This is a genomic window from Bacillus sp. FSL P4-0290, from assembly GCF_037975435.1.
In the GTDB taxonomy this organism is placed as follows: Bacteria; Bacillota; Bacilli; order Bacillales; family Bacillaceae; genus Bacillus; species Bacillus subtilis.
This window is the reverse complement of the sequence record NZ_CP150253.1, coordinates 505298-531930: the sequence shown is the minus strand read 5'-3', so window position 1 is coordinate 531930 and position 26633 is coordinate 505298. Positions and strand designations below refer to the sequence as shown.

Sequence of the window (26633 nt, the reverse complement as noted above, 5' to 3'; positions counted from 1 at the left end):
AATTTTTTAGGTGTGAAAATAGAGTAAGTATTCATTATAGATACTATTCTAATCCATCTCAAATTTTTTTTAGACAAAAAAAGAACTAGTCACACAAAGTAACTAGTTCAATTTTTGTTAGGATTAGAATTTGATAACTCTATATTTATAATACTTTGATTTCCAGTCTTTTTCTAAATGTGCATATAAGTGTGCACTTGAATGTGCAGAATATCTTGGATACCCTTTATAAACATCATAGATAACAGCAGTATGCTTCCATTTTTTAGACGATTTAGAGTACATCTGAATAACGTCACCTGTCTTGACATACTTTGAAACATCCTTAGGACTTGTTAAATTGTAAACTTTATGTTTTTTTGTACCGGCCCAATATGTATAAAAATCTGAAACAACAGTCCATGAAGTTGAATATGTTCTTGCCGCACTTCTAGGCACTGATTGATTATACCAACCTTTTGTGGTTTTATGGTGACCACGATTAAAGCTGAATCCCGTAGTATTCATTGGCATTCCACCAGCTAAAACTACCTGTGATGCATAGTTGGTGCAATCTCCTCCACCGCTATTTTCTCCATAGTACCCATATTGACTCGTCTTCTTATTCCAATTGTTAACCATGTATTTTTTTGCAGCCGATCTACTATAACTAGACCCCAGTTGAGTTACAAAAAAGGAATTAGAATTAGTACTTGCCATATAGTCAATTGGAATTTGACCTGATTCTTCTTTAATTTCTTCAACTTTTGCTTCAGCTTGTTTGTCTTCTTTTATATTTTCTTGTTGTACTTGTTTAACAGTTTCATTTTCAACTTGTTTAGGAAGATCAAAGTTTTCAACCTCTACTTCACCATTCTCATCTTTTTTTTCTTCTTGGGCGGCGTACTTAGCCAATTCCTCTAAATAAGTATCTGAATAGACTTCCATTAAAGAAAAGTTATAACCTGATTTTGTTATCTCATCGGCTTTTTCATTAATACCTTGAAGAAAATTAATGTAATCCTGAGAATTAATGTTATAATTCAAATGTTGTGCTTTTAAATACTTTTGGACTTCGGTTTCCCCTTGCTTGACTGTTAAGTTCTCATTTTCAGCTTCAGCTGCATGAGCATTATTAAAGAAAGTGAAACTCAAAGCCGATGTTACTATAAGACTAAGTGCAATTTTTTTCATTTGTTTCTCCTTATTTGAATTTATGGTACTATCATATAGTAATTACTTTTTGAGGAAAAATCAATACATTTTTTGGAGGTTATTTATGAAAAAGGAGTATAAAAGACCTGTTTTATTTACAATTTCTGCTTTGGTGATTATTTTCCTAGTGTTTTTCTCATTAAAAATCTATAACCATTACAATCTCGAATATCCTAACTGGGAAGGTAAAAGTAAGGATCACAACTGGGAAGTAATCTTTAAAAAGAATGAAGATGCTCCAAAAGAGTTTAGCGGGGAGATTCTTTGGATTGGCGATAAAGATAAAACTGATAAAACTTATATAGAATCAATAACAATAATGAAAGATAATAAAACACTTCTTGATTCTTCAGATTTTAACAGCGATATCCCTATGAAAGATTATTCAGGTGGTACCTCTAGCGATGGATCAGCTAAAGAAAAATCATTTTCATTTTTAGAGCGTTTAGAAGAATCTGATCTAAAAGGATCTAAGATAACGGTTCAAGTGAAATGGAAACAAGATAACCAATCATTCAATACTGAAAAGTTCGTTCTTTCAAAGAAAACTTTATTTAATCATTAATTCTTTGAGTTTATTCTAACCAGTTCTTTATCTGAACTGGTTTCTTTTTATGAAATTCTTCAGTTTAATCATTGCTCAGCAGTATACTATTTAATTAAAAGAATGATGCTAAGGAGAACTAAGAATGAAAAAGTTAATATTGGATTCTGTTAAAAACCTTGTTGGAGACAATACTTGCTTGGTCTAACTATAACACTTACTTTTATATTCACTATTTGGCTAAGCCGACAAATCAAATCTGTTTATGAAAAAGATAAGGAACTTCGAAAGACAGAGAGAGAAAATTCACTAAAGATTATTTCAGAGATATTAAAACAGTATCATACTATTGGAAGAGAAAGTTTGACCGATGATGAATTTTTAAAATATGTACAAACTCAACTACCATTACTTGATTTAAAAACCTATTTGATAATAAGAAACATCTTAGAAAAAAACCTCGATGAATGTAGTGGGTATAAATCAGAAAAGATAAAAAATGAAATTTTAAAGGCTATTAAGTTAATAAAGTTCAATGATAACATTATATATAGTGAGAGCATTATGGAAACTATAACTCGCTCACTATCTAATTTAAAAGATGTATTTATTCCTCCAATTATTTCAGCACTAGTTGTATTATACTTAGTTCTTGCATTTTCCCTAGGTTATTCCCAACATCCATTCTGGAACATAACAAAATTAACAACTGGTTTATTTGGTCTATTCTTTTTAGTTGCATGTCTGGATGACATGATTGAGAGAAAATGGGTTCTAGTAAATAAACGCTCTATTTTGAACTTGATATTTTTAATTTTCATACCTTTTATTCTGATTCTCGTAACGTCATTAGAACACCCTAAACTTTTAGTTGTTTTTTTTATTTACTGCATTATTGGGGGGATTTCCTTTCTAATAATCACCATTCTGAAACAAAGACGGTTGAATCGGCAAAGTTAGAGCCTCCTTATGGAATAAAGAGACAAGCCAGCAACAATATTTATTGTCTCTTTATTTTCCATCAGCTCTCAATAAAGTGAAACCTGTATTTCCCGTCACAAATCCTATATAGCGCCGAATTCTTTTTAATTAAGTGCATTTATTTGTAATTTCTAATTGGAAGTAAAAATGGAGCAGCAACCCGATTTAAACAATGGTTGGCTTTTATCTATTATCGTTGATAATTTCCACTAACTCCTCAACCGTGAAAGCTGGTTTTTTCTTATGCAACATAGCATGACAATTTGGACAAACTGGACGTAAATCGTTGATCGGGTCAATTTCGTACTCCTTGCCTATCTGATTTAACTCAATTATATGATGTACGTGAATAAAGCCTTTACCCAATTCTCCGAATACCTTCTCAAAATCAAACCCACAGATGACACAACTAAAACCATAATGCTCTAAACACTTTTTCCTCGCCATGGGATTTCTCTCATAAACGTTGAATGAGACCTGTTTTGTGGCTCCTTCAATATATCTTGTTGGGTTATCAATTTCCTCAGTCATTTGATTATGTCGGATTTCTTTTTCATCATTAAATTCCCAAATAATTTTGACTGGCTTAGTGTCATGAAACTCTTTTACTCTAGCATTTCCTTGGTAAGTAAACAGGGGATTATTACTATCTTCCTGTGTGAAAATATAAATATTACCTTTGGGTTTTAACATAGATTGAATAGAAGCATTTTGTAATGAATACTACCAAACCATTGGAGGTCATCTCCGATAAATTTATTATCGTAACCATGCCCCGTTCTTCCGGCAGAACTTATATTGATAAAGACAAATACATCATTATTACCGCCCTGTTTACCCTCTGGTACGTTAAAAATCTTGTAAATATCTTTTCTTGAGTATTGTTCTCCAATTCTCAAAGGATGTGCATCAGTGTTATGAATCAATGAAGATATTTTTTAAAATGCTTTTGGATTTAACGGCATTGATGAGGCTTGAAACCCTTCGATTAAGTACTTATCATATTCATCATTTTCAAAATCTAGATCCTCAAGTAAGATTGGTGAATGCAGCAAATTCTTAATGTATCTAACTGGTACTCTGTAATTGAAATGATCACTTTCTTCATAATAATAATTTTCATCTTTATCAGAATAGATGGGTTTCCCCGTTATTTCTACTACCGCATAAATACCTCGATTTAATTTTGGTTTACCATTTAACATTTTTTTATTCCGGTTATCATGACCAACTCTAATAATCCCTTGTGGACCTTCCTTAAACCACTCTTTTTGCCAACTTGTAATGGAAAATGTATCTTCTATTTGGTTTGAACTCAAAAAATCATCAATAGCCCAAACCTTTGGGTTACAGAAAAATGTCCAGAACCCTGTCGGTTTAATGGCTTGTTTTTCTTTTATGTTTAGTGCAATTGTTTTCCCTAAACTCTCTTTTAGTTCCTCCATATTCTGTCTCTCTTTTTATAATACAGTCTTCCTAACACTATCATCGGAATTTAATGGAGATAGCTACAGCAGAGCAAAATGGGTTTCCTATGTAGGCAGTACGGTTGTTCTTGCATTAGTGGGTTCAAAGGGTATTGATAAAGTATCCAAAGTTGCAAAAGCCGGTTCAAAAGTTGCTGCACTTAAGACACTTGAAGTTTCAAAAACAGGAATAAAAAAAGGAATTGAATACGTTAAAATACCAAGTGTTTTTGAACAACAGTACGCAATGGCTGGTGGTTCAGGGACTTTTCCTTTTAACGTGCTTGATGGAGAGAATTATAAAAACTCTGCACTTGAAATATTTAAGAACTCGTCTACTGTACAAGGATTAAAGAAAGCTAAACCGCATGAAGTTGTAAACGAATTAAAAACTTTCCAAAGCAGAAAATACACTTTTGGAGGACAATCATTCCTCATTGATAAGCGAGGAATGAAGCATATTTTAGAGCGCCATCATCCCAATTTATGGGATGGTTCAATTAAGTCTCAACAATCTTTTCTTAATAAAGAGATGACTGTTAACGATGTTGCAGATGCGATAGAATCAATTATGAAACAAAACAGTGAAGAGTTAACGAAAAAAGGAACTAAATTTAGTTATCAAATTAGAGGAATATATGAGGGTCAACAATATGTTGTTGGCTTTCAAAAAGGAAGAGTAGGACAATTCTATCCAGAAAAATAGGAGAGGTAAAATGTTTTATATTGAATCATTAATTCTTAGGCCAAATAAGAAGATAAACGATCTTTCAATCTTAAAAAATAATATTGACGATTACTTTGTTCCACTTAGCAATATAGAGGGACTAAAGAACATAAAACCACAGTTAGACTCTTACTATTTATCTGGGGCGATTATTTTAAAATATGGTGAACAAGATTTGATTGATGTCACTATGTGGGACTTGGTTGATCAATTGTGGGCTTATTTTTTAAATCTAATTGAAGAAGCTATTGAAACAGGAAAAAGCGAAACTTATTTTCCAGATCAACCCCTTCTATTGAAAATGAAATCAATATCGAATGATATGTTGTTATTTGAAATTGACCAAAAACAAAAAGTATTACTACCGAAACTTGATTTTTTTGAATCACTCTTAAAGAATGCGAAAAGTTTCTTTGAAACTATGAATTTTGTTTTAGAAGGTAACTGTGATTATGAGTATGAACTTAATAAGATCGATGAATTGCAAACCAAAATTAAATGTATGTGAGGCTAAATGTGAATTACTCTAGAGTAAAAAAATTCTTTGATGAGAATAAAAAATATTCAATTCTTACTGGAGGTGTCATAGATAAACAAATAGATACCAAGAAGTTGTAACTCGTCCTCAAAAATTATTTCTTAGAGATAAGAGTTTTCATTACTTATTTTCAATTTTTAACATTGAACTTCCGAGAGGAGAAATCAAATGAATCCTTTATTGTTAGATGTGCCTTTACAATTGGAAACAGAAAGACTAATCCTTCGAGCACCACACCAAACAGGAGACGGGAAAATTGTAAACCAAGCAATTAGGGATTCCTTTAATGAATTAAAAGCGTGGTTGCCATTTGCTCAAAAACTTCCCACTGTTGAAGAAACAGAGATAAATTTAAGACTTGCCCATATAAATTTTCTAAAAAGAAAAAGTTTTCGTTTTCTTATTTTTAATAAAGATACCAAGGGCTTTATTGGAATAACTAGCCTTCAGGGGATTGACTGGGACATACCTAAATGTGAAATTGGATACTGGGGAAATACCACATTTAGCGGGAATGGGTATATGGTAGAAGCAGTAAAGAAATTAGCTGACTTTGGGTTAAACAATATCAAATTTAGAAGAATTGAAATAAGGTGTGAATCGACAAACCTTAAAAGTCGTGCTATTCCAGAAAAACTTGGTTTTGTATTCGAAGGCACTTTAAGAAATGATGATTTATCCGCAGATGGAAGCAAGCTGACCGACACTTGTTTTTATTCCATAATAAAGTAACATTGTACCCTTAAAATAACGGAGGCGTTATTAAAACAAAAAAGGGCATAACATATTTTGTATGCTAATATACAATGCCCTTTTTATCTTATTAAACTATATACTTTTGCGGACAAATCAGACCACCTACTTAAAGTAAGTGGTCAGTTTTAGTCACAAAATACGTTCTGTTCAAAAGACACAAAAAATACCAAGGTACACTAACCCTTGGTATTATTGGGATGCGGCCGAGAGGACTTGAACCTCCACGGGTTATTCACCCACTAGGCCCTCAACCTAGCGCGTCTGCCATTCCGCCACGACCGCGTGATCATTAAATTGTGTTTGTGCTGGTTTAGTAGGCTCTTAACCTAGTAAAACCGATTTGCATGCACTTTGTAAATAAAGTGCGGGTGAAGGGACTCGAACCCCCACGTCGTAAGACACTAGATCCTAAGTCTAGCGCGTCTGCCAATTCCGCCACACCCGCAAAAATACAAATGGTGAGCCATGAAGGACTCGAACCTTCGACCCTCTGATTAAAAGTCAGATGCTCTACCAACTGAGCTAATGGCTCTTACTATTAGATTTCAAAAAAATAAAAATGGCTGGGCTAGCTGGATTCGAACCAACGCATGACGGAGTCAAAGTCCGTTGCCTTACCGCTTGGCTATAGCCCAACGAAATGGAATGACCCGTACGGGATTCGAACCCGTGTTACCGCCGTGAAAGGGCGGTGTCTTAACCGCTTGACCAACGGGCCGATGGTTGAGAACTTATATCGAAATCTTATGGCGGAGAAGGAGGGATTTGAACCCTCGCGCCGCTTACGCGACCTACACCCTTAGCAGGGGCGCCTCTTCAGCCACTTGAGTACTTCTCCAATATGGCTCCACAGGCAGGATTCGAACCTGCGACCGATCGGTTAACAGCCGATAGCTCTACCACTGAGCTACTGTGGAATAATGAGACAAGACTTATTATATCAGCCTTGATTTACAGTGTCAAGAGGTAAATATTTTTATTTATCTCTCGTAACGACTTTTATAATGTAACATAGGCTTGCCATATTCGTCAACCTTTTTCACGAAAAAATTCTTTTTATTTTCCCGCGGCATTTTCCGCACCTGTATCTGTCAGGGTTCATGGCGCGCTTCTTTATATACTGTTGGCCGCAGGCCGTACAGATATACATATAAGTTTTTTTGTTTTCCGCTTTTTTCTTAAGGGGTGTACAGAACCTCGGCGCGTTGACCTGCTGCAAAAGCATTCTAAAATCTCTGTCTCTGTGCTTGTACCCTTTTCCTTCAAGGTGGAGGTGATAATGGCAGAGCTCGTGCTTGATAATGCCGATCAGCTCCTCCCTGCCGTGTTCAATCAGATATTTTCTGTTCAATTCAATGTTATGGGAGGTTAACAGGTACCTGCCGCCAGTGGTTTTAAGCCTGTCATTAAAAAGCGCCTGATGGCGGAACGGCTTTTTAAAATACGTTTTAGAAATATCCTCTGTCAGCTTTTGAAGCTCTATATTATCCATAGTGCACCTCACTTAAAAAACATTGAACGGGACAATTCACCGTTCGCATACAATATGGTAATCACCGTCCCTCTTATGATAAAAGCTGAGGAGGAATGAGCCTATGCCAAATTGGCTTAAAAAGCAGATGCAAAAAGCGTTCCTTGAAAAAGATAATTACCAAATTAAACTGCTGAATCAATGCTGGTATTTCTATAGGAAAAAACACTGCTCGTAAGCAGTGCTTTTATTTTACCATAGACAGCGATACTCTGCCTTTTTGTACATCTACGCCGTCAACCCAAACTGTCACAATATCGCCGACAGATACGACATCAAGAGGATGCTTGACGAATTGATTGCTCAATTTTGAGATATGCACAAGCCCGTCTTGTTTGACTCCGATATCAACAAACGCTCCGAAGTCCACTACATTGCGCACGGTGCCCTGCAGTTCCATTCCCTCTTTCAAATCTTCCAGCTGAAGGACGTCTGTTTTCAGCAAAGGCTTAGGCACCTCATCGCGTGGATCGCGTTCCGGCCTTGTCAGCTGTTCACAAATGTCTTTCAGAGTGATTTCGCCGATTCCCAGCTCTTTTGCCGTTTCAGAGAGCGCCAGCTGATTGATTTTGTCCTTCAATTCCGCCGTGCCGATATGTTCTGTTGAAAGTCCGAGTTTTTTCAAAAGTGCTTTTGTTTCTTTATAGCTTTCCGGGTGGATGCCTGTTCTATCCAAAGGCTCTGTCCCTTCCTGCACTCTTAAGAAACCGATACATTGTTCATAGGTTTTCGCACCGAGCCTTGGGATGTCCTTCAGTTCTTTTCGATTTGAAAACTTTCCGATTTCCTCGCGTTTTTTGACAACGTTGCCTGCTACAGACTTCGATAATCCAGCTACATATTGAAGCAGCGCGGCGGAGGCTGTGTTGACGTTTACTCCAACCTGGTTTACGACAGTTTCGACGACAAACCGCAGAGATTCATTTAAGCGTTTTTGGCTGACGTCATGCTGATACTGTCCGACACCAACAGACTTCGGATCGATCTTAACGAGCTCCGCGAGCGGGTCTTGAAGTCTCCGAGCAATAGATACGGCACTGCGCTCTTCAACCTTAAGGTCAGGGAATTCTTCTCTGGCAAGCTCAGAAGCCGAATAGACGCTTGCTCCCGCTTCATTGACGATCACATAATAAATTTTGCGCGGCATGTCTTTGAGTACATTGACGATGAATTGTTCTGTTTCTCTGGATGCTGTGCCGTTTCCGATCGCCACCATCTCAACTTGATACTGCTCAAGAATCTTTTTCACTTTTTCATGGGCTTCTTTTGTTTTGTTGACTGGCGCATGCGGATAGATCACATCAATTTTCAAGACTTTTCCAGTCTCATCTGACACAGCGAGCTTACAGCCGGTTCGAAAGGCTGGGTCAACACCGAGAACGGTTTTGCCTTTCATCGGCGGCTGCAAAAGAAGCTTTCTCAAATTCTCTGAGAAAATATGAATCGCCTGTTCATCAGCTTTTTCTGAGAGCTCTTTCCTGATTTCACGCTCGATTGCCGGCTGGATCAGCCTTTTATAGCTGTCATCAATTGTCTCCTGCAAAATCTCTCTTACGGATGTTGAGCGATTTTTGATGACTTGTTTTTCTAAATACGCCTTAATGTGATCCGCAGGCGGTTCAATCGCTATCTTTAAAATGTCTTCTTTTTCGCCGCGGTTCATTGCCAGCACCCTATGCGGAACAACTTTTGCAATTGGCTCTTCATACTCGTAATACATTTCATACACATTTTTCTCATCGGTGTCTGCCGACTTTCCGGCTGCAGACTTAATGGTTCCTCTTTTGAAGGTTTCCTGGCGAATCCACTTTCTGAAGGTCGGCTCGTCTGAGATTTGTTCCGCAATAATGTGCTTGGCGCCTTCAATCGCTTCTTCTCGTGTGAACACTTCTTTTTCTTCGCTGATGTATTGGTCTGCAGTTGCTGCCAGACGATCATCTTGGGGAAGTGTCAGGATATAGTCGGCAAGCGGCTCAAGGCCTTTGCTTTTGGCGACTGTCGCCTTTGTTTTACGTTTTTGTTTATAAGGGCGATAAAGGTCTTCCACTTCCTGAAGCTTCACCGATTGCTCGATTTTACGTTTTAGATCATCTGTCAGTTTATCCTGCTCTGCAATCAGCCTGATGACTTCTTCTTTTCGCTGATTCAGGTTTTGTATGTATTGCCAGCGTTCAGAAATCGTCTGAATCTGAACCTCATCCATTGAACCCGTCTGCTCTTTTCGATACCGGGCAATAAACGGGACTGTATTGCCGTCCTCAAGCAGGCGGATGACACTTTCAACGTGTTTTTGTGATAAACCTATTTCTTTCGCAATTTGCTGTTTTAAAAGGGCTGACGTTTCCATGTAACCAAAGCCTCCAATTTTGTCGTTCTTTCTCTAGTGTATCAAAAACCGAAAAAAACACATAAAAAAAGAAGCCGGCATTCCGGCTTCTTCTTGTTCTTATTCTCTAGGACAGCTGTCCGAGAATATAGGTCAGGTCATCTTTTCTCGATGTCGTATACATTTTCAGCGAATTCGATATTTCTTCTACCGATTGGCCTTTTTTCAAATGGGAGCGGATATCAGGTACGTTGAGTCCATCTGTATGTATAATGAACTTTGAACCCTTTTCATAGGTGGCGGTGTGCGTTTTGTATTTTTGCGGCTTGCCTGATAAATAGCCCGAAATCGGCAGAGGATAAAAGCTTTCACCAGACGGGGAATGCAGAATAAACCGTACATTTCCGACAGAGCAGTACGTAAACTGCCTTTGCTCAAAATTGATTTTCAGGATAGATGCTGTAGCGCCTCTTTTGTTTTTCATCGCCTGATTACAGCGTTCGATAATGCTTTCTACGTCTTCACTCGCATAGTTTTCCACTAAGTCTTTGATGGCTGCAGAGGATTCATTAGCAAGTGATCCACTTCCCAGTCCGTCAGCAACCGCGCAAATTAACTCCTTATCATCAGCTTTCATAAAAAAACTGTCACCGCAAATCGATTTCCCTTCTTTATTCAGTTGATATACTAGAGTTTGAATATGCTCGTTTTCTTCAACCTGGATCATTACATTAACTCCATCGAGGGATCTTCAATCAAGGCCTCTCTGAGCTTCTTCACAGCTTTGCGTTGCAAGCGCGAGACGTGCATTTGAGATATACCGAGAATGTCCCCAGTTTCTTTTTGGCTTTTGTTTTGAATATACGTAAGGTCTATGATTTGTTTCTCACGGTCTGAAAGGACATGAAGCACGCTTTGCAGCATCAATTGCTGGTTGACCCGCTCATATCCGTCCTCCTGTGATCCGACGATATCAAGAATCGTGACAGTGCTTCCGTCCGAATCCGCTTCAATGCTGTGGTCAACGGATAAGGCTTGATAGCTTTTGCCCATTTCCATCGTTTCAAGAACCTCTTCTTCAGAAACATCGAGGAATTCGGCAATCTCTTCGACTTTCGGCGATCTTTGTGTTTCAGTGGTCAGCTGATCAACCGCCATTTTGATTCTTGGACCCAGTTCTTTAATTCGTCTCGGCACATGAACGCTCCATGTTTTATCTCTGAGGAAACGTTTAATTTCACCGATGATTGTCGGGATTGCAAAAGCTTCAAACGATTTGCCGACCACAGGATCGTATCGCTTAATCGCGCCTAGCAGCCCGATCATGCCGACCTGGCGGAGATCCTCGTGGAAGCTTTTGCCTTTTGAGTATTTTTTCGCAAGCATATCAACCAGTTTTGTATACACCAGCACAAGCGTTTCCTGCGCTTGTTCATCTTGCTTTGTTTGGTAATCGCTTATGAGCCGATCGACTTCATCTTTAGTTAGTTTCGTAGTTTTTGATGGTTGTGTCATGATCAACTCGCTCCCCATTTAAATACTTTGTCATCGCTACGGTGACGCCGGAGTGGTTTTGCACTCTGACTTCATCCATGAGCGTTTCCATTAAATATAGACCGAGCCCTCCTTCTGATAATTGATCAACTGTGTGCGAAGGTGTGTACGGCCCTAGATCCTGCTGCTTTTGATCAAAGTCAAAGCTGTCTCCTTCATCCGCCACAATAACCTCTAAACGGTCTTCAAACACACCGAATCGTATTGACACTTCCCCATTTTTATCTTCTTTGTAAGCGTGCTGAACCGCATTTGTGCACGCCTCACTGACTGCGATTTTCAAGTCTTCAATTTCATCGTACGTATAGCCCATTCTGCTTGCGACCCCTGACAGCGTCAGTCTTATAATTCCCACATATTCAGGTTGGGCCGGCACTTTCATTTCGATGTAATCAGCATTATTCTTCATTGCACTCCACCTTCTGACTTTGCAGAAATATCAATGATGTCCTTCAAGCCTGTAATGTCAAACAGTCGGATCAGCCGTTCAGATAGATTTTCAAGTTTCAGCGAACCGCCTTGTTTTTTCACCATTTTAAAGGTCCCTACAAAAACGCCCAATCCGGTACTGTCCATGTAGCTGACATCTTTCAGGCAAATTCTTAAGTCAGCTCCTTGTTCTGCCAGAGGAACGAGCTTCTCTCTAAGCACCGGGGCTGAGTATACATCAATTTCTCCTGCAATGTTTACTTGTATATCATTCTCGTTTTGCTTCACATCAACATTTATATTCATTCGTATCACCTCAAATTTTCCTTCAAATCACTAGTTGCTTTATACCCTCGTCTGACAGACGTTAAACCTTTCTCCGCAAAACAATTAACGTAAAATCATCGTGAAGCTGAAAATCCTGCAATTTGAGGAGGCTGTCATAAATGTTTTTGACCATTTCCTGCGCGGAGGAACACATATGTTCCTCAATGAGCTTCTGCAGATCAGGACGCTCCAAGAAACCGTTTTCCGTTCTGCATTCTGTGACGCCGTCAGAAAATAAAACAATCATATCGCCCTTTTCCAGATGCTGATCGAATTGTTTGTAGTCATAGTCCTGCGAGATGCCGAGAACGAGTCCTTTGGCCTCTAAATCGTAAAACGTGTTGTCTTTTTGAGAATAATAGAATCCCGGTTCATGTCCCGCTGAAGCATATGTAAATTGATGCTTGTCCATATTGTAATTCGCATAAAACATCGTAATAAACATACTGGCATCAACGTTTTGTTCAACAACACGATTCAAATTTTTCAGCACTTGAGAAGGGTGTATGCCCGTTTCCGGCAAAGAGTCCATTGCGTATTTAATCATGGACATGCATAAAGCCGCTGGAATGCCTTTTCCGATCACGTCCGCGATTGCGATATTGATGGATTCCTTGTCTTTGACAAAGTGGTAGTAATCACCGCTCATCTGTTTAGCGGGAACACTGATGGCGCCGATATCCAGCGCTTCCTCCTGAGGAACTTTAGTTCCGAGAAGCGTCTGCTGGACATTTGCCGCGATTTCAATTTCTGATTTGATTTCCTGCTGTATCCCTCTAAGGGTTTGATGCTCCTGATAAGCCATTCCATAGCCAATCATGACTTCTATTAAAAAATCCAGCGAATGAAACACATCTTCCGGGAGACTTGGATACAGCTCCTTCAGCACTTTTCTGTGAACGCTGATGATTTCTTCCGGAGGAATTTGGTGCTCGATTGTTTTTCGGCTGAATTTTTGGGCTTGATATAAAGATGTTTCTGTTAATTCGGCTATATATCGACTAAGCAGCTGATGATACCGCTGCTCAATAACCTCCCTAAAATCCACGTTCTTACCTCCTACCGAAGCCATTTGATGGCTTGTATCTCTGTTCCTTCCCCCGCTACGGAATTTAAGCTGAATTCATCCATCAGCCTTTTGACCCCGGGAAGTCCCGCACCAAGTCCTCCAGACGTTGAAAACCCGTCTTCCATGACTTTTCGGATATCAGGAATTCCCGGCCCTTGGTCTTCCGCTATAATTTTCAGGCCTTTTTTTCCTCTGTCTGCGACCTGTTCAATTCCAATCTGCCCTTTGCCGGCATATAAATAAATATTCCTGGCTAATTCTGAAATAGCCGTTGTAATTCTAGCCTGGTCTACCGTGCCGAAACCCAGTTCTTTCGCAACGTTTCGTCCCAACTGTCTGGCGGCCACAATATCCCATTCTGTCATGATTCTTACACAGGATTGGTCGTTCATTCGCTATTCCCCCAATTCCCGCTTCAATGTCTCAAGCCCCTGCTCTAAGTCGAGCGCAGTTTCGATTTCCTCAAGTGCGATTCCAAGTTCAATCAGCGTCACTGCCACAGCAGGCTGAATGCCGGTCAAGACGACTTTAGCCCCCATTAACTTAGACATTGTAATGACGTCGCCCAGCACTTTCGCGATAAATGAATCAATCATATCCACAGATGTCAGGTCAATGACGACTCCGTTAGCACCTGTTTCGTATATTTTATTTAATAAGTCTTCTTGAAAGGTTAATGCTGTTTGGTCATCAAGTTCCCACTGAATGGACACTAATAAGCAATTATACAGTTTCAAGATCGGGATTTTCGGATGTCTCAAAATGTTATTCCCCCAATGAAACGATTTTTCGATCCGTCATTTCCAATGCTGTTTGAATTCCTTTTTGCAGGGTATTCTTAGTTATAACTTGGGATAAATCAATCCCCAAATTGACGATGGTTTGAGCAATTTCCGGGCGGATTCCGGCCAGCAGGCATTTTGCTCCGACAAGCCTTACAGCTTCTGATGCCTGAATAATATGATGGGCAACCATCGTATCGACGACAGGGACACCTGTAATGTCAATCAGCACGACTTGGGAACGGTGTTTGACGACGCCATTAAGAAGGTTTTCCATAATTCGTTTCGCGCGTTCGGTATCAATTGTTCCGACAAGAGGCATCACAGTGATATTTTCAAACACCGGGATAAGCGGCGCAGACAGCTCTTGCAGCGCGATTTTTTGCAGAGATACTGTTTTTTCCCATGAGATTGAGTATTGATTAAAAATTTCTGTGTTAATCGGGCTGAAAAAGCGGTCAATCTGCCAGATTAATTCCGTGCTCTCTTGATCTGGCAATCTCTTATCATTCATTTTCGTGTAGAGACGCTTCCAGAATTCAGCAAACGCAGTAGCCAAAAACTTCATAGACAGTCCGATTTGGACCGCTCGAAGCGCCAGTTCGCTGATTTGGCTTTCAGCAGCATTTTCGTCCTTAACAGACAGCAACAGAATGTCGATATATTCTTTAGATATATTTTCATACACTTGGTCAGTCAGCTGATAGGATTCTTGCTCGCTTAATTCTTTTAGTGTGTCAGTCCACAGTTGGAGCAGTTCATTTTGATTTTCGGCAATGAACTGGTATACAGTCTGGTTCGACATCAAATTCGCTTACCTCCCAATAAAAAACAACATATTTTTTCGTTATTTCACTATTATATCGTTTATGTTTTTTGAAAACAAAAAAAGTTGCTCTATTTGAGCAACCTGCAAATATGTCTAAAAATCAATGAGTGCCAAACTGATTTGTAAGGCTTCATCAACCTTATCCATCATTTCATCATCCAGATGAGTAATCTTATCCGTTAACCTTTGCTTGTCAATCGTCCGAATTTGCTCCAGCAAAATAACGGAATCTCTTTCAAAACCGTAGCGTTTTGCATCGATTTCGACGTGGGTTGGTAATTTCGCTTTCTGTATTTGTGCTGTTATGGCTGCAACAATAGCAGTTGGGCTGAAGCGATTTCCGATGTCATTTTGGATCACTAAAACCGGGCGCACCCCGCCTTGCTCTGAGCCAACAACAGGAGATAAATCAGCAAAATAAACATCGCCGCGTTTCACAATCAAATGATTATCCTCCGCTGACTAAGCGCTCAACTGTCGTTTCAGCCTCGCACTCCGCAAAGTGAGCCTCAGAAGAAATATTCAGGTTGATTTTCGCCATTTCCATATAGCCGCGTCTCATCAAATCACGGTTGTGACGAGTTGTTCGTTCGCTGACATACGCTCTCACTGCTTGTGATATCAGTTCGTTTCTGCTTCGTTTCTCCCGCATCGCTACACCATCCAATTCAGCTACTAGGTTTTCGGGCAAGCTGATTTTCATTTCGGTTCTTGCGCTGGATTCAGACAAAAAACATACACCTCCACCAAACTTACGGATACGACTCTTTTATCCATCCAGTGATAATGATACCATTATTCACTCTTCAAGCAAAGCTGTTTTATGAATTCTCCATTTAGGTAAGTTAATTGCTTGTATTTACCTGCAATAAAGGATTTCTTACTTCCATTATACTCCCATTTTCCAAAAACATACGGGGAACACGGGAACTTATTGTACAGGCCACCTCATAGTTAATGGTTTCAAGCCTTCCTGCAATCTCATCCATGGAAATATATTCATCCCCCTGCCGGCCTATTAATGTGACTTTTGTGCCCGGCGGATATTCCTGATCCAGCTCCACCATAAATTGGTCCATGCAAATTCGGCCGGCAATTTTCAGGCGTTTTCCCTTCACAAGGATGTCGGTCCCTTTCAATTTTCGGAGCCAGCCGTCCGCATAGCCTACAGGCACCGTCCCGATCCATGTATCTTTTTCTGCTGTGTACTCGGCTCCGTAGCTGACGCTCTCGCCTTTTCTGATCAGTTTGACATGTGACAGCGTCGAATGCAGGGTAAATGCCGGACGCAGCTGAAACGGTATCTCGTCCGAAATGTCAGCAGACGGGCGAAGGCCATACATGCCGATGCCGAATCTGACTGCATTAAAAAAGCCTTTTTTCAGCCGGAGACCGGCGGCGCTGTTCGCGCAGTGGACCATCAGATTCTTTAACGGCAGCGGAGCAATCAGCTCTTTAAAGCGCTCAAACTGCATTAAGAAATAGCCTCTTTCTTTTTCATCCGCTGTCGCAAAATGGGTAAATACCCCTTTGCACTTTAAACGAGGGTTGCGGTCAAGAATGGCCATCACGTTCTGAACTTCTTCCTCTGTTTTTACACCAAGCCTGTTCATCCCCGTATCGACCTTCAGATGAAAATGAAGAGAACCTTTTTTCGTGTGGCGGGCTGCCTCCTGAAGCCACTCAACAGAATAACCTGTTAAGGTCACGTCATACTCAGCAGCGATTGCCACATACTCTGGGGGAACCGCGCCAAGCACCAATATAGGCGCCTTCAATCCCTTTTTGCGCAGTGAAATCGCTTCATCCAAAATGGCCACGGCCAGGCATGAAGCACCTGCGTCAAGAGCAGCCTTTGCTGTTTCTGCATCACCATGCCCGTAGGCGTTTGCTTTCACAACTGCCATCAGGTGGACATGTTCACCGATATGTTTTTTCATATTGCTGACATTTTCCTTTATTGCGGACAAGTCAATTTCCGCCCACGTATCTCTGTAAAAAGGTTTTGTGCTCATTACGACACTTCCTAGCTTTTATTCAATATCATTTACATATCATACTAAAATTAAAGGCTAAAGGGAAACGATGTCTAACGAAAAAAAGGCCAAATCATGTTTGGCCTTTGGCGGTTATTTCGATGATTGTCCCTGCATGCTTTTCGCTACTTTCACCATTTCCTCTTTAGAAAGATCTTTAGAAGAGAGAAGGTAATCTACACCTTCATATGTCCATGACAATGATGCATCCGACAAGGCGCCGATGGTGTAGCCGAGATTTACCGGTTCGCCGTTCAGCGTAACGGAGGAGGAAGCCTTGGCAATCTGGGCTTTTTCCTGAATTAACGTAAATGATTTTTCTCCTCCGTACGTCATGATGATGCGCTTCCCGTCTTCAGTAGATATATCTTTTTCTTCAAGCAGCTTGACGCCAAGCGGCAGTTCCAGCGGCGTTTTGACCGCAAATGTATCGGAAGGCTTCGCGCTTGTGGCAACATCCATTTGAGAAAGGGTCATATTTTTCTTTTCATCAAATGATTCTTTATCAAATTGTTTATTAAATTCAAAGCTGCTGAATTCTACTTTGACCATCACTTTCCGGTCAGTATCCATCACTTTGACAGATGACGGGCTCATATCTTTTTTGTTAAATGTGATTTCTTGCGTGGGCAGCATTTTGTTATGCTGATAGTTTGTTTTTGTTTCGAATACGTATTTCTTTTCTTTCGCTGTGAAAACTGCATCCGAATCGTTTTGAACATCCTTTACGAGCGATTCAAACAGATAAACCTGGCTGCTGTTGTTCGGCCAATCGCTTTGAAACCTGAAGCTCTTATTTAAAGACGGCGTGAGAACGAATACTCCGTTTTCATTTCGTAAAATGACTTGATTTTGGTCCTTTTTCGGATTTTCTAAATAAACCCTGTACAGAGACGGCTTTTTGTGCCAGATTTCCACATTGTATACTTGAGGCTCACTCCCTGTCTCGATGGTCATTTTCGCTTTTGCTTTGTACGAGGTGTATTCTTTCGCCTTTTCATCTAACCCGGCCACAATATCTTGCTGTGTTTTTTGCCCGCAGGCAGAAAGAATAAGAACAGCAAGCAGTCCCGTTAAAAGCAAAACAAAGCTTTTTCTCACCTTTTTCAACCCCTTTTTCTCAATTGATGTAAAAGGAAGAAATCGCTTGTTTGACTTTAACGGTACGCTCGGTACACGTTTAGGCAGAACAGATGCGTACCATAAAAGCCTCAAACAACTTGTCTCCCTTAATGCACTATCAAATATATGAGTGGGGTTTCCCTAATATGCAGACTAGCTTGACAACCTTTCAATCACAACCTGCGCGGCAGCGTATTCTTTTGTATGAGTGATCGATACGTGAACGGCAGCCTGGCTCAGTTTCGTGCAAATGATATAGGGCTTGCCATTTTGGTCTTTCCTAATTTCAATGTCCTGAAAGCTGAGCTGCCTCCCAATGCCGGTGCCAAATGCTTTCGAGAAAGCTTCTTTTGCCGCGAATCTGCCTGCGAGAAATTCGATTTTTCTTTTCTCTGAAAGCTCATAGTATTGGTCAAGCTCGCTTCGCGTCAAAATCCGCTCGGCAAACCTTTTCTGGCGCCCAGCCATAGAGGCGATGCGTTTAAGCTCGGTAATGTCCAGCCCAATGCCGTAAATCATGTATGATAACCTCCTTTGCGTACGTACTATTTAAATGGTTTGTCTCATAAACGTGTTACTATAGATATACCAAAATGAAGAAAAGGGGCTCGGAATGTTTATACGGACTGAAAATTTTAAAACGTTTATCAGGCTTTACCCCGTTGTCACCTTTATATTGGCTTTGCAAGCTGTTCTCTGGCTGTTTTTTTCACTTCCTGCCCATTCAGTCATGTTATGGAGGGATACCGTCACAGGCTATAATCTAGGTGTCGCAAACGGGGAATGGTGGCGGCTGATCACACCGATTTTGCTGCACGCCGGTTTCACACATCTGCTGTTTAATTCCATGTCCATCTTTTTATTTGCCCCGGCTTTGGAACGCATGCTGGGAAAAGCGCGTTTCCTTCTTGTATACGCCGGCTCCGGCATCATCGGCAATATCGGCACTTATGTTACAGAGCCGCTTGATTACGTGCATGTCGGTGCTTCAGGCGCAATTTTCGGGCTATTCGGCGTGTACCTGTTTATGGTTCTTTTTCGCAATGAGTTAATTGGGCAGGAGCATTCCAAAATGATCATCACACTGCTCGCATTTGCCGTTCTCATGTCGTTTATCAACTCCAATATTAACATGATGGCCCATTTGTTTGGACTATGCGGCGGGTTTCTTCTTTCGTTTTTATGCGTGCAAAAAAAAGAGCGGCGGTATTAACCGCCGCTTCAGATTGTTGACAAAATCCTAAAATGGTTTTCATTTTAGGATTTTGTCATCTTTTCAGCGTGATTGAAAACCCTTGAAGTCTAGGAAGGACGAGCATAGGAGCGGAGCGAATGTTCTAATTCGTGAGCACCGAAGCGCAGTCCTGACAACGAATGCGAGGGTTAGCCGACACGCTGGAGCGGCGGTATTAACCGTCCGCTTTTTCATATGAGTACCACTTTAAAATGAAGGCTGCATCCTCTTCACCTACATCCCTCACCGTTAATTCTTCCATATGGCTCGATGATTTCACCGAAGTAGAAATGGTATACAAGCGGCCTTTCTTTTGGAAATAGGATTGGCTGAACTTGCAGACCTGCATTCGTTTTTTCAGTACAATGGCGGTTGTTCTGCCTATAAATCTAGACGTCAGCTGAAGACGGTCCCCGTTGATCGTCCATGCAGCCTCTTTATACGCGAGATAGCCGAAGAACAATTCTATCGGCAGCAGGATCACTGACAGATAGCCCCATGGCTGAAAGAAGATACATAACGGGATGATCAAAAAGAGTGAAAAAATGACAGAACGGAACAAATAGCGTTTCAACGCGCGCCGCGGCAGGCGGCGGCAGTTTTCTTCCAGCGTGTATTCCGGCGTAAATGTTCGGAGCATGTGCGGAAGCTTTTTTTTATGAATCATTGGAAAGAGAATGGTCAAAGCGCCTTCTTCTTTTTCCCGGTCACCGCCTCCTGCGCTGACGATGGACACCGTTACAAAGCCGAAAAGCTGACGAATGATATTTTCTTTGATTTTAATGGCTTGTATTTTTCGCAATGGAATCGTGACTTGATGTTTTTCAATAATTCCCCTTGAAATCACCAGTTCCTGCTCTTTTTTTATGATTTGAAAGTTCGCGTATCTAAACATCATGCCCGCGATGCTGAAAATCCAGGCGATAAATAAACCGATAAAAATCAGTACCGCGTAAATACCGATGCTGGCGTGCTGAAGGAAGGAAAACTTATCGAATAACCAATCCATTGGCAGCACTTCATCAAGCTGGGAAATAAGTGCAAATACAGCGGAGATAATGACTCCGATTCCGCCGGAGGTAGAAGCGGCCATGAGCAATTCTTTCGCGTTCATGCGATAGTGCTCTTGCACCTCAACGGCCGGAACCAACTCCTCTTCAGCTTCAAGCCGTTCTTCATCAAGTTCATTTTCTCGTCTTTGCGCTTTTTTCTTAAAGACAGCTTCTTTGATGCGTTCCGCTTCTTCAACAGAAATAGCAGAAAGAACGGCTTCTGCCTCCTTGCCTCCGCCTGCTGTTTCAATTTGCAGCTTCACAAGCTTAAAGATTTGCTGGACAAGGCCTGCGCTCGTATTCATCGTTTGAATCCGATCAATCGATATGTATCGCTTTTTCGTAACAAATAAGCCTTCTTCGATTCTAAATTCATCATCTTCAATTCGATAGGTAAACCTTCTCCATTTGATAATGCTTGCCGCTACAAGCCAGATGAATAGCACACCGAGCGCAATGGCTCCGTAAAAACGGACAGTATGGTTTGAATTGACAATATACACAAAAAAGAATGGCAGAATGATATTTTTTATCGTTTGAATAATGGTATGGCATAAATTCAAAATGACTGCTGCCGGGTGCAGGCGTTTCGGTTCAGACATCATCATCAGTCACCCTCGCCAGACGGGAAATGGAGTCTCTCAGCCGATCCGCTTCCTCCATCTCTAAAGCGGGGATCGAATGAACGGTCGCGGCCGTGGAAATTTTCACCGTTGCCAGGTTGTATTTTTTTAATAATGGCCCTTGTGACGTATCGACGTGCTGAACTCTGACCATCGGAACAATCACACGTGTTACCACAAAAATACCTGACTGAATATCTATTTCATGTTCATGGACTTCATATCGCCACACCTTATGACGGACCTTCGGAATGATAAAGACCGTCACAATCGATCCCAACAGCCAAACCGCGCCGAGCACGCCGCTGATCCAGTACGGCCAATGAAAATAATAGCTTAACACTGCAACTGCAATGACAATAAGTAAGCAAACAGCGGATATGATGATCTCTTGAAGTCGCCAAACCTTTAATCCGTCTGGACTGATTTGGTTTTTTGGCTGCTCTCTCAAAAATACCTACCTCCCTTTTTTTCGTCGTTATTTATACGTCTCTTTTACAGAAAGGTTTCATTCTTAAGCATACAGAGAAAAATGGCTTCCGTCAGCTGAAAATTTGCTGAATAACAAATCGCGAACATAAAAAAGCCCAAAACATCATGTTTTGGGCTCTGAATCGATCAAATTAGTAAGATTTTTTCTGGCGTCTGTCACCTGAAGAACGGCGATCGTTTGAACGCTTTTTGTCATAGGAAGAACGGTTGTTGCTTTTCCCTTTTCCGCCGCGGTAGCCGCCGCCTTGACCGTCTCTGCGTTTAGAAGAGCGCTGGTTCTTGTAGCGTTTGCTGACCATCGGCGCTTCGTCTGTTAAGCGAACCGGTGTGTCGTCTGGCTCTTTTGTAGCCATTTTGATAGCCGCCGCAACCACTGTTACTGCATCATGATCTTCAAGCAGCTCAGCTGCCGCTGTCATGTAGAAGTTCAGGTTGTTTTCACTGATTGTCGTGCGAAGACGTTCAACAGTAACCTGCTGCTGGCCTTCTAACGCTTCATCAAGTGTAGGCTCCTTCATGCGGTCCATTTTGCGTTTTGTTGTTTGTTCAATTGCGCGAAGCATGCTTTTCTCACGCGGTGTAATAAACGTCATCGCCATACCTGTTTTTCCTGCACGGCCCGTTCTTCCGATACGGTGAACGTAGCTTTCAGGATCTTGAGGCACGTCGAAGTTGTATACGTGTGTAACACCTGAGATATCAAGTCCGCGAGCGGCAACATCAGTTGCGACTAGAACTTCGATTGCGCCTTCTTTAAATTTACGAAGCGCAACCATACGTTTCGCCTGCGTTAAGTCACCGTGAATACCTTCAGCTGCATATCCGCGAAGGTTCAGGGCTTCAGCCAGCTCATCGACACGGCGTTTTGTACGTCCGAATACGATCGCAAGCTCAGGAGACTGAATGTCAAGAAGGCGAGTCAGTGTATCGAATTTTTTGCGTTCTTGCACTTCCAAATAGAACTGCTGAATGTTAGAAACCGTCATTTCTTTCGCTTTTACTTTTACGTGTTCCGGCTCAGTCATAAAGCGCTCTGCAATGCGTTTGATCGGCGCAGGCATTGTGGCAGAGAACAGAAGTGTCTGATGCTCGCTTGGCACGTTTGAAAGGATAGATTCAATATCATCAATGAATCCCATGTTCAGCATTTCATCCGCTTCATCCATTACAACAGTATTAACATTGTTTAAACGAATGGTGCGGCGATTGATGTGGTCAAGAAGACGTCCAGGTGTTCCGACAATAATATTCGGATTCTTCTTTAACGCCCGGATTTGCCGTCCAATATCCTGTCCGCCGTAAATAGGAAGAACCTTCGCACGTTTATCTTGTCCGATTTTATACAATTCTTCAGATACTTGAATGGCTAATTCACGGGTTGGCGCGATTACGATTGCTTGAATATTAGGAGACTCGGGGTTAATTTTTTCAACAAGGGGTATACCAAACGCAGCTGTTTTACCTGTACCTGTTTGCGCTTGTCCAATGACGTCTTTATTTGAAAGTCCGAGCGGTATCGTTTGTGCCTGAATCGGTGTTGCTTCTTCAAATCCCATACGATTAATTGCTTTCATGAGATCAGAACTTAAATTAAAATCTTGAAACGTTATAGTCAAATTATTCAAACTCCTTCTAATTGCTGTTTCAGTAATGTCGTGATTTACCACTTATAAAACTGCCCTTTAGACAAGAAGGACAGGATCCATCCGTATACAAAGCCCGAATTACTTTAAGTTTTATCTTACCATTACACTATTTGTTTTTCAATAAGATGAGAAGCAGATCGGCATCTCGAATATGCCGGCTGCTGCTCCATCCGCTCCCAAGAATCCAGCGGAGAACTTCGGGTCACGATGAAAAGTCCGGACGAATATGTTCGTATCGCGAAATAACCTATATATATTGTATCATAGCCGCAGCCGGCCAGATATACATAATTTTCGGCCGGCATACATTAGTGTTTGCATATCATGTTATTTTATGATGCAATATGCGTTTTTTCGCAAAATATTTTCTTATGAAAGCGGGCTCTCTATTAAATCTTTAACGATTTCTTCAAGCTTCATACCTCTGGACGCTTTGAATAAAATCAAATCGCCTTTTGATGCGTTTTCCTTCACAGCTTGGAGGAGATCTTTTTTCTCAGTGTAATGGCTGACGCGGTCTTTCTCAAAGTGTTTCAGGGCGCCTTCCGCGATAAAAGCTCCCAGTTTTCCGTACGTAAAGACGCGGTCAATTTTATCAGGGCTGATCACAGCGCCGCACTCTTTATGGAACGTTTCTTCAAGATCGCCGAGCTCAAGCATATCACCGAGCACGAGCATTTTTTTGCCGTAGCCTTCGAGGCTTTCTGTCAATTGAATTGCAGCTTTCATGGAAGTCGGGCTCGCATTATAAGCGTCATTGATTATCGAAAGGCCGCTGTCTGTTTTGATGAGTTCAAGTCTCATCCCGGTTACCTTTAGGCCGCTCAGTCCTTTTGCCGCACCCTCAGGCGTGATGCCAAAATAAGCTCCTGCAGCAATCGCTGCCATGGCGTTCATCACATTGTGCTTGCCGAGTATTGGAATAAAAAACGTGTTTATTATCCCTTTGATTGTAAAATGGGTTCCTTCCTCACTCTGGCTGACATCCTGAAGCTGATAATCATTATGCGCTCCCGTACCGTACGTTTTCGTCTGGCAGCTGTATGCATTTTGAAGAAGCGGTTCGTCCCCGATATAAATCAGCACTCCGTCTTCTTTAAGCCCGTTAATGATTTCAAGCTTCGCCTCCGCGATGCCCTCTCTAGAGCCAAGGTCTTGCATATGCGATTCGCCGATATTCGTAATCACTGCCGCATCCGGGTTTGCCAGTCGGCTCAAGAGGTCAATTTCTCCTTTGGCGCTCATTCCCATCTCCAATACGGCGATCTCCGTATTTTCAGGCATCGCTAAAACCGTCAGCGGCAAACCGATATGATTATTGAAGTTTCCTCCTGTTTTGTGAACACGGTACTTGGTCCCCAGTACGGCGTGAATCATATCTTTTGTTGTCGTTTTGCCATTGCTTCCGGTTACTCCGATGACACGCGTGCCAAGCTCCTGCAAATAGGCTTTTGCAAGCTGCTGAAGTGCGGTAAGGGTATCGTCCACTAAAATGACGGCGTGATTCTCGGGCGGATTTGGTTCTGACCGATCCCAAAGAACAGCCGCTACACCAGCTTCAAAAGCCTGCTCCACAAAAGTGTGGCCGTCAAAACGTTCCCCTTTCAGCGGAATGAAGAGCTGATGTTGTTCCAGTTTTCTTGTATCGGTTGCCACTCCATGAATGACTGTTTGTTCATATTGCGGATTTGTTAGTGTGCCATTAACCATTTCGGCAATGTTTTTTACTGTTCGCTTAATCAAGTAAGGTCCCTCTCTTTCTTTTGTATATACGGGAAAAAACACTGCCCTTTTACCGGCAGTGTCCTTCTTCATTAGAATGTATGCTTAATCAATTGTTTTTCAGCGTGGCGTTCTTTTGCAAGCTCCACAAGCTGTTCAATCAGGTCAGCATATTCCACTCCGGCTTCTTTCCAGAGCAGCGGGAACATGCTGAAAGGTGTAAAGCCAGGCATTGTGTTGACTTCATTGATCAGAACTTCGCCGTCAGCTGTCAGGAAAAAGTCCGCTCTGACGAGTCCTGAACCGTCGATCGCTTTAAACGCTTTGATCGCCATATCACTGATTTTTGCGTATTCCTCATCAGTCACAATCGCCGGAATCATCAGATCAGTATCTCCATCCTCATATTTCGCTTTGTAATCATAGAAATCTGTCTTCGGTGCGATTTCTCCCACAACAGAGCATTTAGGATCATCATTTCCAAGTACGCCGATCTCAATCTCGCGGCCGTTAATTCCTTCTTCAACGACAACTTTGCGGTCATATTGGAAAGCAATCTCAAACGCTTTTTGCAGTTCTTCACGGTTTCGGCATTTGCTGATTCCGACACTTGAGCCGAGGTTCGCCGGTTTTACGAAGCAAGGGTAGCCTAATTCCTGTTCAACCTGCTCACAGCTTTCTTTCGGAGAACGAGTCCAGTCTTTCTTAAGGAAAGCTGCGTATTTAGCCTGAGCAAGGCCGGCCTGCGCAAATAAATGTTTCATGACAACTTTATCCATGCCGGCTGAGGAAGCAAGCACTCCGTTGCCGACATAAGGAATGTTCAACAGCTCGAGCATTCCCTGGATCGTACCGTCTTCTCCATTCGGTCCGTGGAGGAGCGGGAATACGACGTCGATGGCTTCATTTTGCTGTGACGCTTCCTGCGGAAACATCTCCTGGTTCAGGGCAGCTGGAGAAAAAGCACTGCCTCCTTGCTCAAATTGAAGCATTTTCACATTTGAAACAGGCTCAGTTAAACGGGCGCCTCTTACCCATTCGCCTTTTTCTGTTATATAAATCGGATGTATATCAAACTTCTCAGTATTTAGCGCTTTGATTACAGCCAGAGCCGTCTGCAGGGAAACATTATGTTCTGCCGACTTTCCTCCGTACACTAATCCTAGACTTGTTTTCAATGGATACTCCCCCCACTACAATTCATCTTTACTATCTTATCATTTTCACCGGAAAATGATCTAATTATTTTTGGGCATGCTGATGTTGAATGCATTTGTATGTAATTCCTTTTTATTTTATATTAAAATGGCATTGAAAAGGAGATGTGACATATGAAAAAAATCACAACAAACGAACAATTTAATGAACTGATTCAATCTGATAAAGAAATCATTGTAAAGTTTTATGCTGATTGGTGCCCAGACTGCACACGCATGAATATGTTCATCGGCGATATTTTGGAAGAATACAACCAAAACGATTGGTATGAGCTGAATAAGGACGAGCTTCCTGACCTGGCTGAAAAATACCAAGTAATGGGCATTCCCAGCCTGCTTATTTTCAAGAACGGTGAAAAAACAGCTCACCTTCACAGCGCCAATGCCAAAACGCCTGAAGAAGTGACTGAATTTTTATCTGAACATATAAGCTAAT

Annotated in this window: 30 protein-coding genes, 7 tRNA genes and 1 pseudogene; 8 read left to right on the top strand and 30 right to left on the bottom strand. The window is 41.4% G+C overall.

All coding sequences use genetic code 11. The features are described 5' to 3' along the window. Positions 1-123 precede the first annotated feature (123 nt). Positions 124-1173, bottom strand: a complete 1050-nt coding sequence (locus MKY10_RS02760) for an amidase domain-containing protein (protein ID WP_015252752.1) — start codon at positions 1171-1173, stop codon at positions 124-126. 85 nt (positions 1174-1258) lie between these two features. Here MKY10_RS02760 and MKY10_RS02755 point away from each other — a divergent pair, with 85 nt between their 5' ends. Beyond that, on the top strand, positions 1259-1759 hold the full coding sequence (locus MKY10_RS02755; RefSeq protein WP_015252753.1) for a DUF4944 domain-containing protein: 501 nt from the start codon (positions 1259-1261) through the stop codon (positions 1757-1759). A 174-nt stretch (positions 1760-1933) separates the two neighbouring features. After that, entirely contained in the window at positions 1934-2698 is a 765-nt protein-coding gene (locus MKY10_RS02750) for a hypothetical protein (RefSeq protein WP_015252754.1), read from the top strand. 204 nt (positions 2699-2902) lie between these two features. Here MKY10_RS02750 and MKY10_RS02745 read toward each other — a convergent pair whose 3' ends face one another. Both MKY10_RS02745 and MKY10_RS02740 read right to left on the bottom strand, forming a co-directional pair. Next, a complete protein-coding gene (locus tag MKY10_RS02745; RefSeq protein WP_113713038.1) occupies positions 2903-3412 on the bottom strand; it encodes an HNH endonuclease in 510 nt (169 codons plus the stop codon). A 245-nt stretch (positions 3413-3657) separates the two neighbouring features. Beyond that, the gene (locus MKY10_RS02740; protein WP_046664266.1) at positions 3658-4164 is read right to left on the bottom strand and encodes a hypothetical protein; all 507 of its coding nucleotides are present in this window, start codon (positions 4162-4164) and stop codon (positions 3658-3660) included. 52 nt (positions 4165-4216) lie between these two features. Here MKY10_RS02740 and MKY10_RS02735 point away from each other — a divergent pair. The 3 genes and pseudogenes from MKY10_RS02735 to MKY10_RS02725 all read left to right on the top strand — a co-directional run. Next, positions 4217-4891, top strand: a pseudogene (locus MKY10_RS02735) (hypothetical protein); the annotation flags it as partial. Positions 4892-4901: 10 nt separating this feature from the next. Further along, the gene (locus tag MKY10_RS02730) at positions 4902-5420 is read left to right on the top strand and encodes a hypothetical protein (protein ID WP_033883541.1); all 519 of its coding nucleotides are present in this window, start codon (positions 4902-4904) and stop codon (positions 5418-5420) included. A gap of 198 nt (positions 5421-5618) precedes the next feature. Continuing rightward, the gene (locus tag MKY10_RS02725) at positions 5619-6182 is read left to right on the top strand and encodes a GNAT family protein (protein ID WP_015252759.1); all 564 of its coding nucleotides are present in this window, start codon (positions 5619-5621) and stop codon (positions 6180-6182) included. A gap of 222 nt (positions 6183-6404) precedes the next feature. On the opposite strand, the gene MKY10_RS02720 is transcribed toward MKY10_RS02725, so the two are convergent. From MKY10_RS02720 to MKY10_RS02685, 8 genes are all read right to left on the bottom strand, one after another. After that, a tRNA-Leu gene (locus MKY10_RS02720) sits at positions 6405-6488 on the bottom strand. A gap of 81 nt (positions 6489-6569) precedes the next feature. After that, positions 6570-6651: transfer RNA gene (locus MKY10_RS02715), tRNA-Leu, on the bottom strand. Positions 6652-6662: 11 nt separating this feature from the next. Beyond that, positions 6663-6738 (bottom strand) — tRNA-Lys (locus tag MKY10_RS02710). Between the two features lie 28 nt (positions 6739-6766). Beyond that, a tRNA-Gln gene (locus tag MKY10_RS02705) sits at positions 6767-6841 on the bottom strand. An 11-nt stretch (positions 6842-6852) separates the two neighbouring features. Further along, positions 6853-6924: transfer RNA gene (locus tag MKY10_RS02700), tRNA-Glu, on the bottom strand. Between the two features lie 29 nt (positions 6925-6953). After that, positions 6954-7044 (bottom strand) — tRNA-Ser (locus MKY10_RS02695). Positions 7045-7048: 4 nt separating this feature from the next. Further along, positions 7049-7123 (bottom strand) — tRNA-Asn (locus MKY10_RS02690). Positions 7124-7245: 122 nt separating this feature from the next. After that, positions 7246-7698: a SprT family protein gene (locus tag MKY10_RS02685; protein ID WP_003234309.1), complete on the bottom strand. Its 453-nt coding sequence runs from the start codon at positions 7696-7698 to the stop codon at positions 7246-7248. A gap of 103 nt (positions 7699-7801) precedes the next feature. Between MKY10_RS02685 and cmpA the strand changes: the two genes are divergently transcribed. After that, a complete protein-coding gene (cmpA, locus tag MKY10_RS02680) occupies positions 7802-7915 on the top strand; it encodes a cortex morphogenetic protein CmpA (protein WP_003225207.1) in 114 nt (37 codons plus the stop codon). A gap of 9 nt (positions 7916-7924) precedes the next feature. Here the strand turns inward: cmpA and MKY10_RS02675 are convergent, their stop codons facing one another. From MKY10_RS02675 to acpS, 14 genes are all read right to left on the bottom strand, one after another. Continuing rightward, the gene (locus MKY10_RS02675) at positions 7925-10084 is read right to left on the bottom strand and encodes a Tex family protein (RefSeq protein ID WP_048654766.1); all 2160 of its coding nucleotides are present in this window, start codon (positions 10082-10084) and stop codon (positions 7925-7927) included. Positions 10085-10190: 106 nt separating this feature from the next. Continuing rightward, positions 10191-10790 carry a phosphoserine phosphatase RsbX gene (gene rsbX, locus MKY10_RS02670; protein WP_003246608.1) on the bottom strand — a complete coding sequence of 200 codons (600 nt, stop codon included), beginning with the start codon at positions 10788-10790 and terminating at the stop codon, positions 10191-10193. Next, positions 10790-11578: an RNA polymerase sigma factor SigB gene (gene sigB / locus MKY10_RS02665; protein WP_048654765.1), complete on the bottom strand. Its 789-nt coding sequence runs from the start codon at positions 11576-11578 to the stop codon at positions 10790-10792. The genes rsbX and sigB overlap by 1 nt, the downstream gene beginning before the upstream one ends. Next, positions 11544-12026: an anti-sigma B factor RsbW gene (rsbW, locus tag MKY10_RS02660; protein WP_003234299.1), complete on the bottom strand. Its 483-nt coding sequence runs from the start codon at positions 12024-12026 to the stop codon at positions 11544-11546. Before rsbW ends, sigB begins: the two co-directional genes overlap by 35 nt. Then, positions 12023-12352: an anti-sigma factor antagonist RsbV gene (gene rsbV / locus MKY10_RS02655; RefSeq protein ID WP_003234298.1), complete on the bottom strand. Its 330-nt coding sequence runs from the start codon at positions 12350-12352 to the stop codon at positions 12023-12025. Before rsbV ends, rsbW begins: the two co-directional genes overlap by 4 nt. Before the next feature lie 61 nt (positions 12353-12413). After that, positions 12414-13421 carry a phosphoserine phosphatase RsbU gene (gene rsbU / locus MKY10_RS02650; RefSeq protein ID WP_015252763.1) on the bottom strand — a complete coding sequence of 336 codons (1008 nt, stop codon included), beginning with the start codon at positions 13419-13421 and terminating at the stop codon, positions 12414-12416. 11 nt (positions 13422-13432) lie between these two features. Beyond that, positions 13433-13834, bottom strand: coding sequence for a serine/threonine-protein kinase RsbT (rsbT, locus tag MKY10_RS02645; protein WP_003246640.1), 402 nt, complete (start codon positions 13832-13834; stop codon positions 13433-13435). A 3-nt stretch (positions 13835-13837) separates the two neighbouring features. Further along, positions 13838-14203 carry an RsbT antagonist protein RsbS gene (rsbS, locus tag MKY10_RS02640; protein ID WP_003225190.1) on the bottom strand — a complete coding sequence of 122 codons (366 nt, stop codon included), beginning with the start codon at positions 14201-14203 and terminating at the stop codon, positions 13838-13840. Between the two features lie 4 nt (positions 14204-14207). Continuing rightward, complete coding sequence (rsbRA, locus tag MKY10_RS02635; protein ID WP_015252765.1) at positions 14208-15032, bottom strand: RsbT co-antagonist protein RsbRA; 825 nt, start codon at positions 15030-15032, stop codon at positions 14208-14210. 114 nt (positions 15033-15146) lie between these two features. Next, entirely contained in the window at positions 15147-15497 is a 351-nt protein-coding gene (ndoA, locus tag MKY10_RS02630; RefSeq protein ID WP_003156187.1) for a type II toxin-antitoxin system endoribonuclease NdoA, read from the bottom strand. A gap of 4 nt (positions 15498-15501) precedes the next feature. Then, positions 15502-15783: a type II toxin-antitoxin system antitoxin EndoAI gene (gene endB, locus MKY10_RS02625; RefSeq protein WP_003225183.1), complete on the bottom strand. Its 282-nt coding sequence runs from the start codon at positions 15781-15783 to the stop codon at positions 15502-15504. Positions 15784-15898: 115 nt separating this feature from the next. Further along, entirely contained in the window at positions 15899-17068 is a 1170-nt protein-coding gene (alr, locus tag MKY10_RS02620) for an alanine racemase (RefSeq protein WP_015252766.1), read from the bottom strand. 114 nt (positions 17069-17182) lie between these two features. Beyond that, positions 17183-18199 (bottom strand): outer membrane lipoprotein carrier protein LolA, encoded by a 1017-nt coding sequence (locus MKY10_RS02615; RefSeq protein WP_080019556.1) that lies wholly within the window; start codon positions 18197-18199, stop codon positions 17183-17185. Between the two features lie 165 nt (positions 18200-18364). Beyond that, a complete protein-coding gene (gene acpS, locus MKY10_RS02610; protein ID WP_015252768.1) occupies positions 18365-18730 on the bottom strand; it encodes a holo-ACP synthase in 366 nt (121 codons plus the stop codon). A gap of 94 nt (positions 18731-18824) precedes the next feature. Here acpS and MKY10_RS02605 point away from each other — a divergent pair, with 94 nt between their 5' ends. After that, positions 18825-19424 carry a rhomboid family intramembrane serine protease gene (locus MKY10_RS02605; protein WP_015252769.1) on the top strand — a complete coding sequence of 200 codons (600 nt, stop codon included), beginning with the start codon at positions 18825-18827 and terminating at the stop codon, positions 19422-19424. 196 nt (positions 19425-19620) lie between these two features. On the opposite strand, the gene MKY10_RS02600 is transcribed toward MKY10_RS02605, so the two are convergent. The 5 genes from MKY10_RS02600 to MKY10_RS02580 all read right to left on the bottom strand — a co-directional run bounded on the left by MKY10_RS02600 (position 19621) and on the right by MKY10_RS02580 (position 26158). Further along, entirely contained in the window at positions 19621-21102 is a 1482-nt protein-coding gene (locus tag MKY10_RS02600) for a PH domain-containing protein (RefSeq protein WP_038428384.1), read from the bottom strand. Beyond that, a complete protein-coding gene (locus tag MKY10_RS02595) occupies positions 21092-21571 on the bottom strand; it encodes a PH domain-containing protein (protein ID WP_003234318.1) in 480 nt (159 codons plus the stop codon). The genes MKY10_RS02600 and MKY10_RS02595 overlap by 11 nt, the downstream gene beginning before the upstream one ends. 172 nt (positions 21572-21743) lie before the next feature. Continuing rightward, positions 21744-23228 (bottom strand): ATP-dependent RNA helicase CshA, encoded by a 1485-nt coding sequence (cshA, locus tag MKY10_RS02590; RefSeq protein ID WP_003246685.1) that lies wholly within the window; start codon positions 23226-23228, stop codon positions 21744-21746. Between the two features lie 399 nt (positions 23229-23627). Continuing rightward, on the bottom strand, positions 23628-25001 hold the full coding sequence (gene murF, locus MKY10_RS02585) for a UDP-N-acetylmuramoyl-tripeptide--D-alanyl-D-alanine ligase (protein WP_015252772.1): 1374 nt from the start codon (positions 24999-25001) through the stop codon (positions 23628-23630). A 71-nt stretch (positions 25002-25072) separates the two neighbouring features. After that, the gene (locus MKY10_RS02580) at positions 25073-26158 is read right to left on the bottom strand and encodes a D-alanine--D-alanine ligase (protein ID WP_044052631.1); all 1086 of its coding nucleotides are present in this window, start codon (positions 26156-26158) and stop codon (positions 25073-25075) included. Between the two features lie 153 nt (positions 26159-26311). On the opposite strand from MKY10_RS02580, the gene MKY10_RS02575 reads away from it, so the two are divergent. After that, positions 26312-26632 carry a thioredoxin family protein gene (locus MKY10_RS02575; protein ID WP_003234326.1) on the top strand — a complete coding sequence of 107 codons (321 nt, stop codon included), beginning with the start codon at positions 26312-26314 and terminating at the stop codon, positions 26630-26632. The last annotated feature ends 1 nt before the right edge of the window (position 26633 follow it).

Excerpts from the sequence above, each read along its gene's own strand:
- MKY10_RS02760 (WP_015252752.1), bottom strand. The coding sequence starts at position 1,173 with ATGAAAAAAATTGCACTTAGTCTTATAGTAACATCGGCTTTGAGTTTC.
- MKY10_RS02755 (WP_015252753.1), top strand. The coding sequence starts at position 1,259 with ATGAAAAAGGAGTATAAAAGACCTGTTTTATTTACAATTTCTGCTTTG.
- MKY10_RS02745 (WP_113713038.1), bottom strand. The coding sequence starts at position 3,412 with ATGTTAAAACCCAAAGGTAATATTTATATTTTCACACAGGAAGATAGT.
- MKY10_RS02740 (WP_046664266.1), bottom strand. The coding sequence starts at position 4,164 with ATGGAGGAACTAAAAGAGAGTTTAGGGAAAACAATTGCACTAAACATA.
- MKY10_RS02730 (WP_033883541.1), top strand. The coding sequence starts at position 4,902 with ATGTTTTATATTGAATCATTAATTCTTAGGCCAAATAAGAAGATAAAC.
- MKY10_RS02725 (WP_015252759.1), top strand. The coding sequence starts at position 5,619 with ATGAATCCTTTATTGTTAGATGTGCCTTTACAATTGGAAACAGAAAGA.
- MKY10_RS02685 (WP_003234309.1), bottom strand. The coding sequence starts at position 7,698 with ATGGATAATATAGAGCTTCAAAAGCTGACAGAGGATATTTCTAAAACG.
- cmpA (WP_003225207.1), top strand. The coding sequence starts at position 7,802 with ATGCCAAATTGGCTTAAAAAGCAGATGCAAAAAGCGTTCCTTGAAAAA.
- MKY10_RS02675 (WP_048654766.1), bottom strand. The coding sequence starts at position 10,084 with ATGGAAACGTCAGCCCTTTTAAAACAGCAAATTGCGAAAGAAATAGGT.
- rsbX (WP_003246608.1), bottom strand. The coding sequence starts at position 10,790 with ATGATCCAGGTTGAAGAAAACGAGCATATTCAAACTCTAGTATATCAA.
- sigB (WP_048654765.1), bottom strand. The coding sequence starts at position 11,578 with ATGACACAACCATCAAAAACTACGAAACTAACTAAAGATGAAGTCGAT.
- rsbW (WP_003234299.1), bottom strand. The coding sequence starts at position 12,026 with ATGAAGAATAATGCTGATTACATCGAAATGAAAGTGCCGGCCCAACCT.
- rsbV (WP_003234298.1), bottom strand. The coding sequence starts at position 12,352 with ATGAATATAAATGTTGATGTGAAGCAAAACGAGAATGATATACAAGTA.
- rsbT (WP_003246640.1), bottom strand. The coding sequence starts at position 13,834 with ATGAACGACCAATCCTGTGTAAGAATCATGACAGAATGGGATATTGTG.
- alr (WP_015252766.1), bottom strand. The coding sequence starts at position 17,068 with ATGAGCACAAAACCTTTTTACAGAGATACGTGGGCGGAAATTGACTTG.
- acpS (WP_015252768.1), bottom strand. The coding sequence starts at position 18,730 with ATGATTTACGGCATTGGGCTGGACATTACCGAGCTTAAACGCATCGCC.
- MKY10_RS02605 (WP_015252769.1), top strand. The coding sequence starts at position 18,825 with ATGTTTATACGGACTGAAAATTTTAAAACGTTTATCAGGCTTTACCCC.
- MKY10_RS02600 (WP_038428384.1), bottom strand. The coding sequence starts at position 21,102 with ATGATGTCTGAACCGAAACGCCTGCACCCGGCAGCAGTCATTTTGAAT.
- MKY10_RS02575 (WP_003234326.1), top strand. The coding sequence starts at position 26,312 with ATGAAAAAAATCACAACAAACGAACAATTTAATGAACTGATTCAATCT.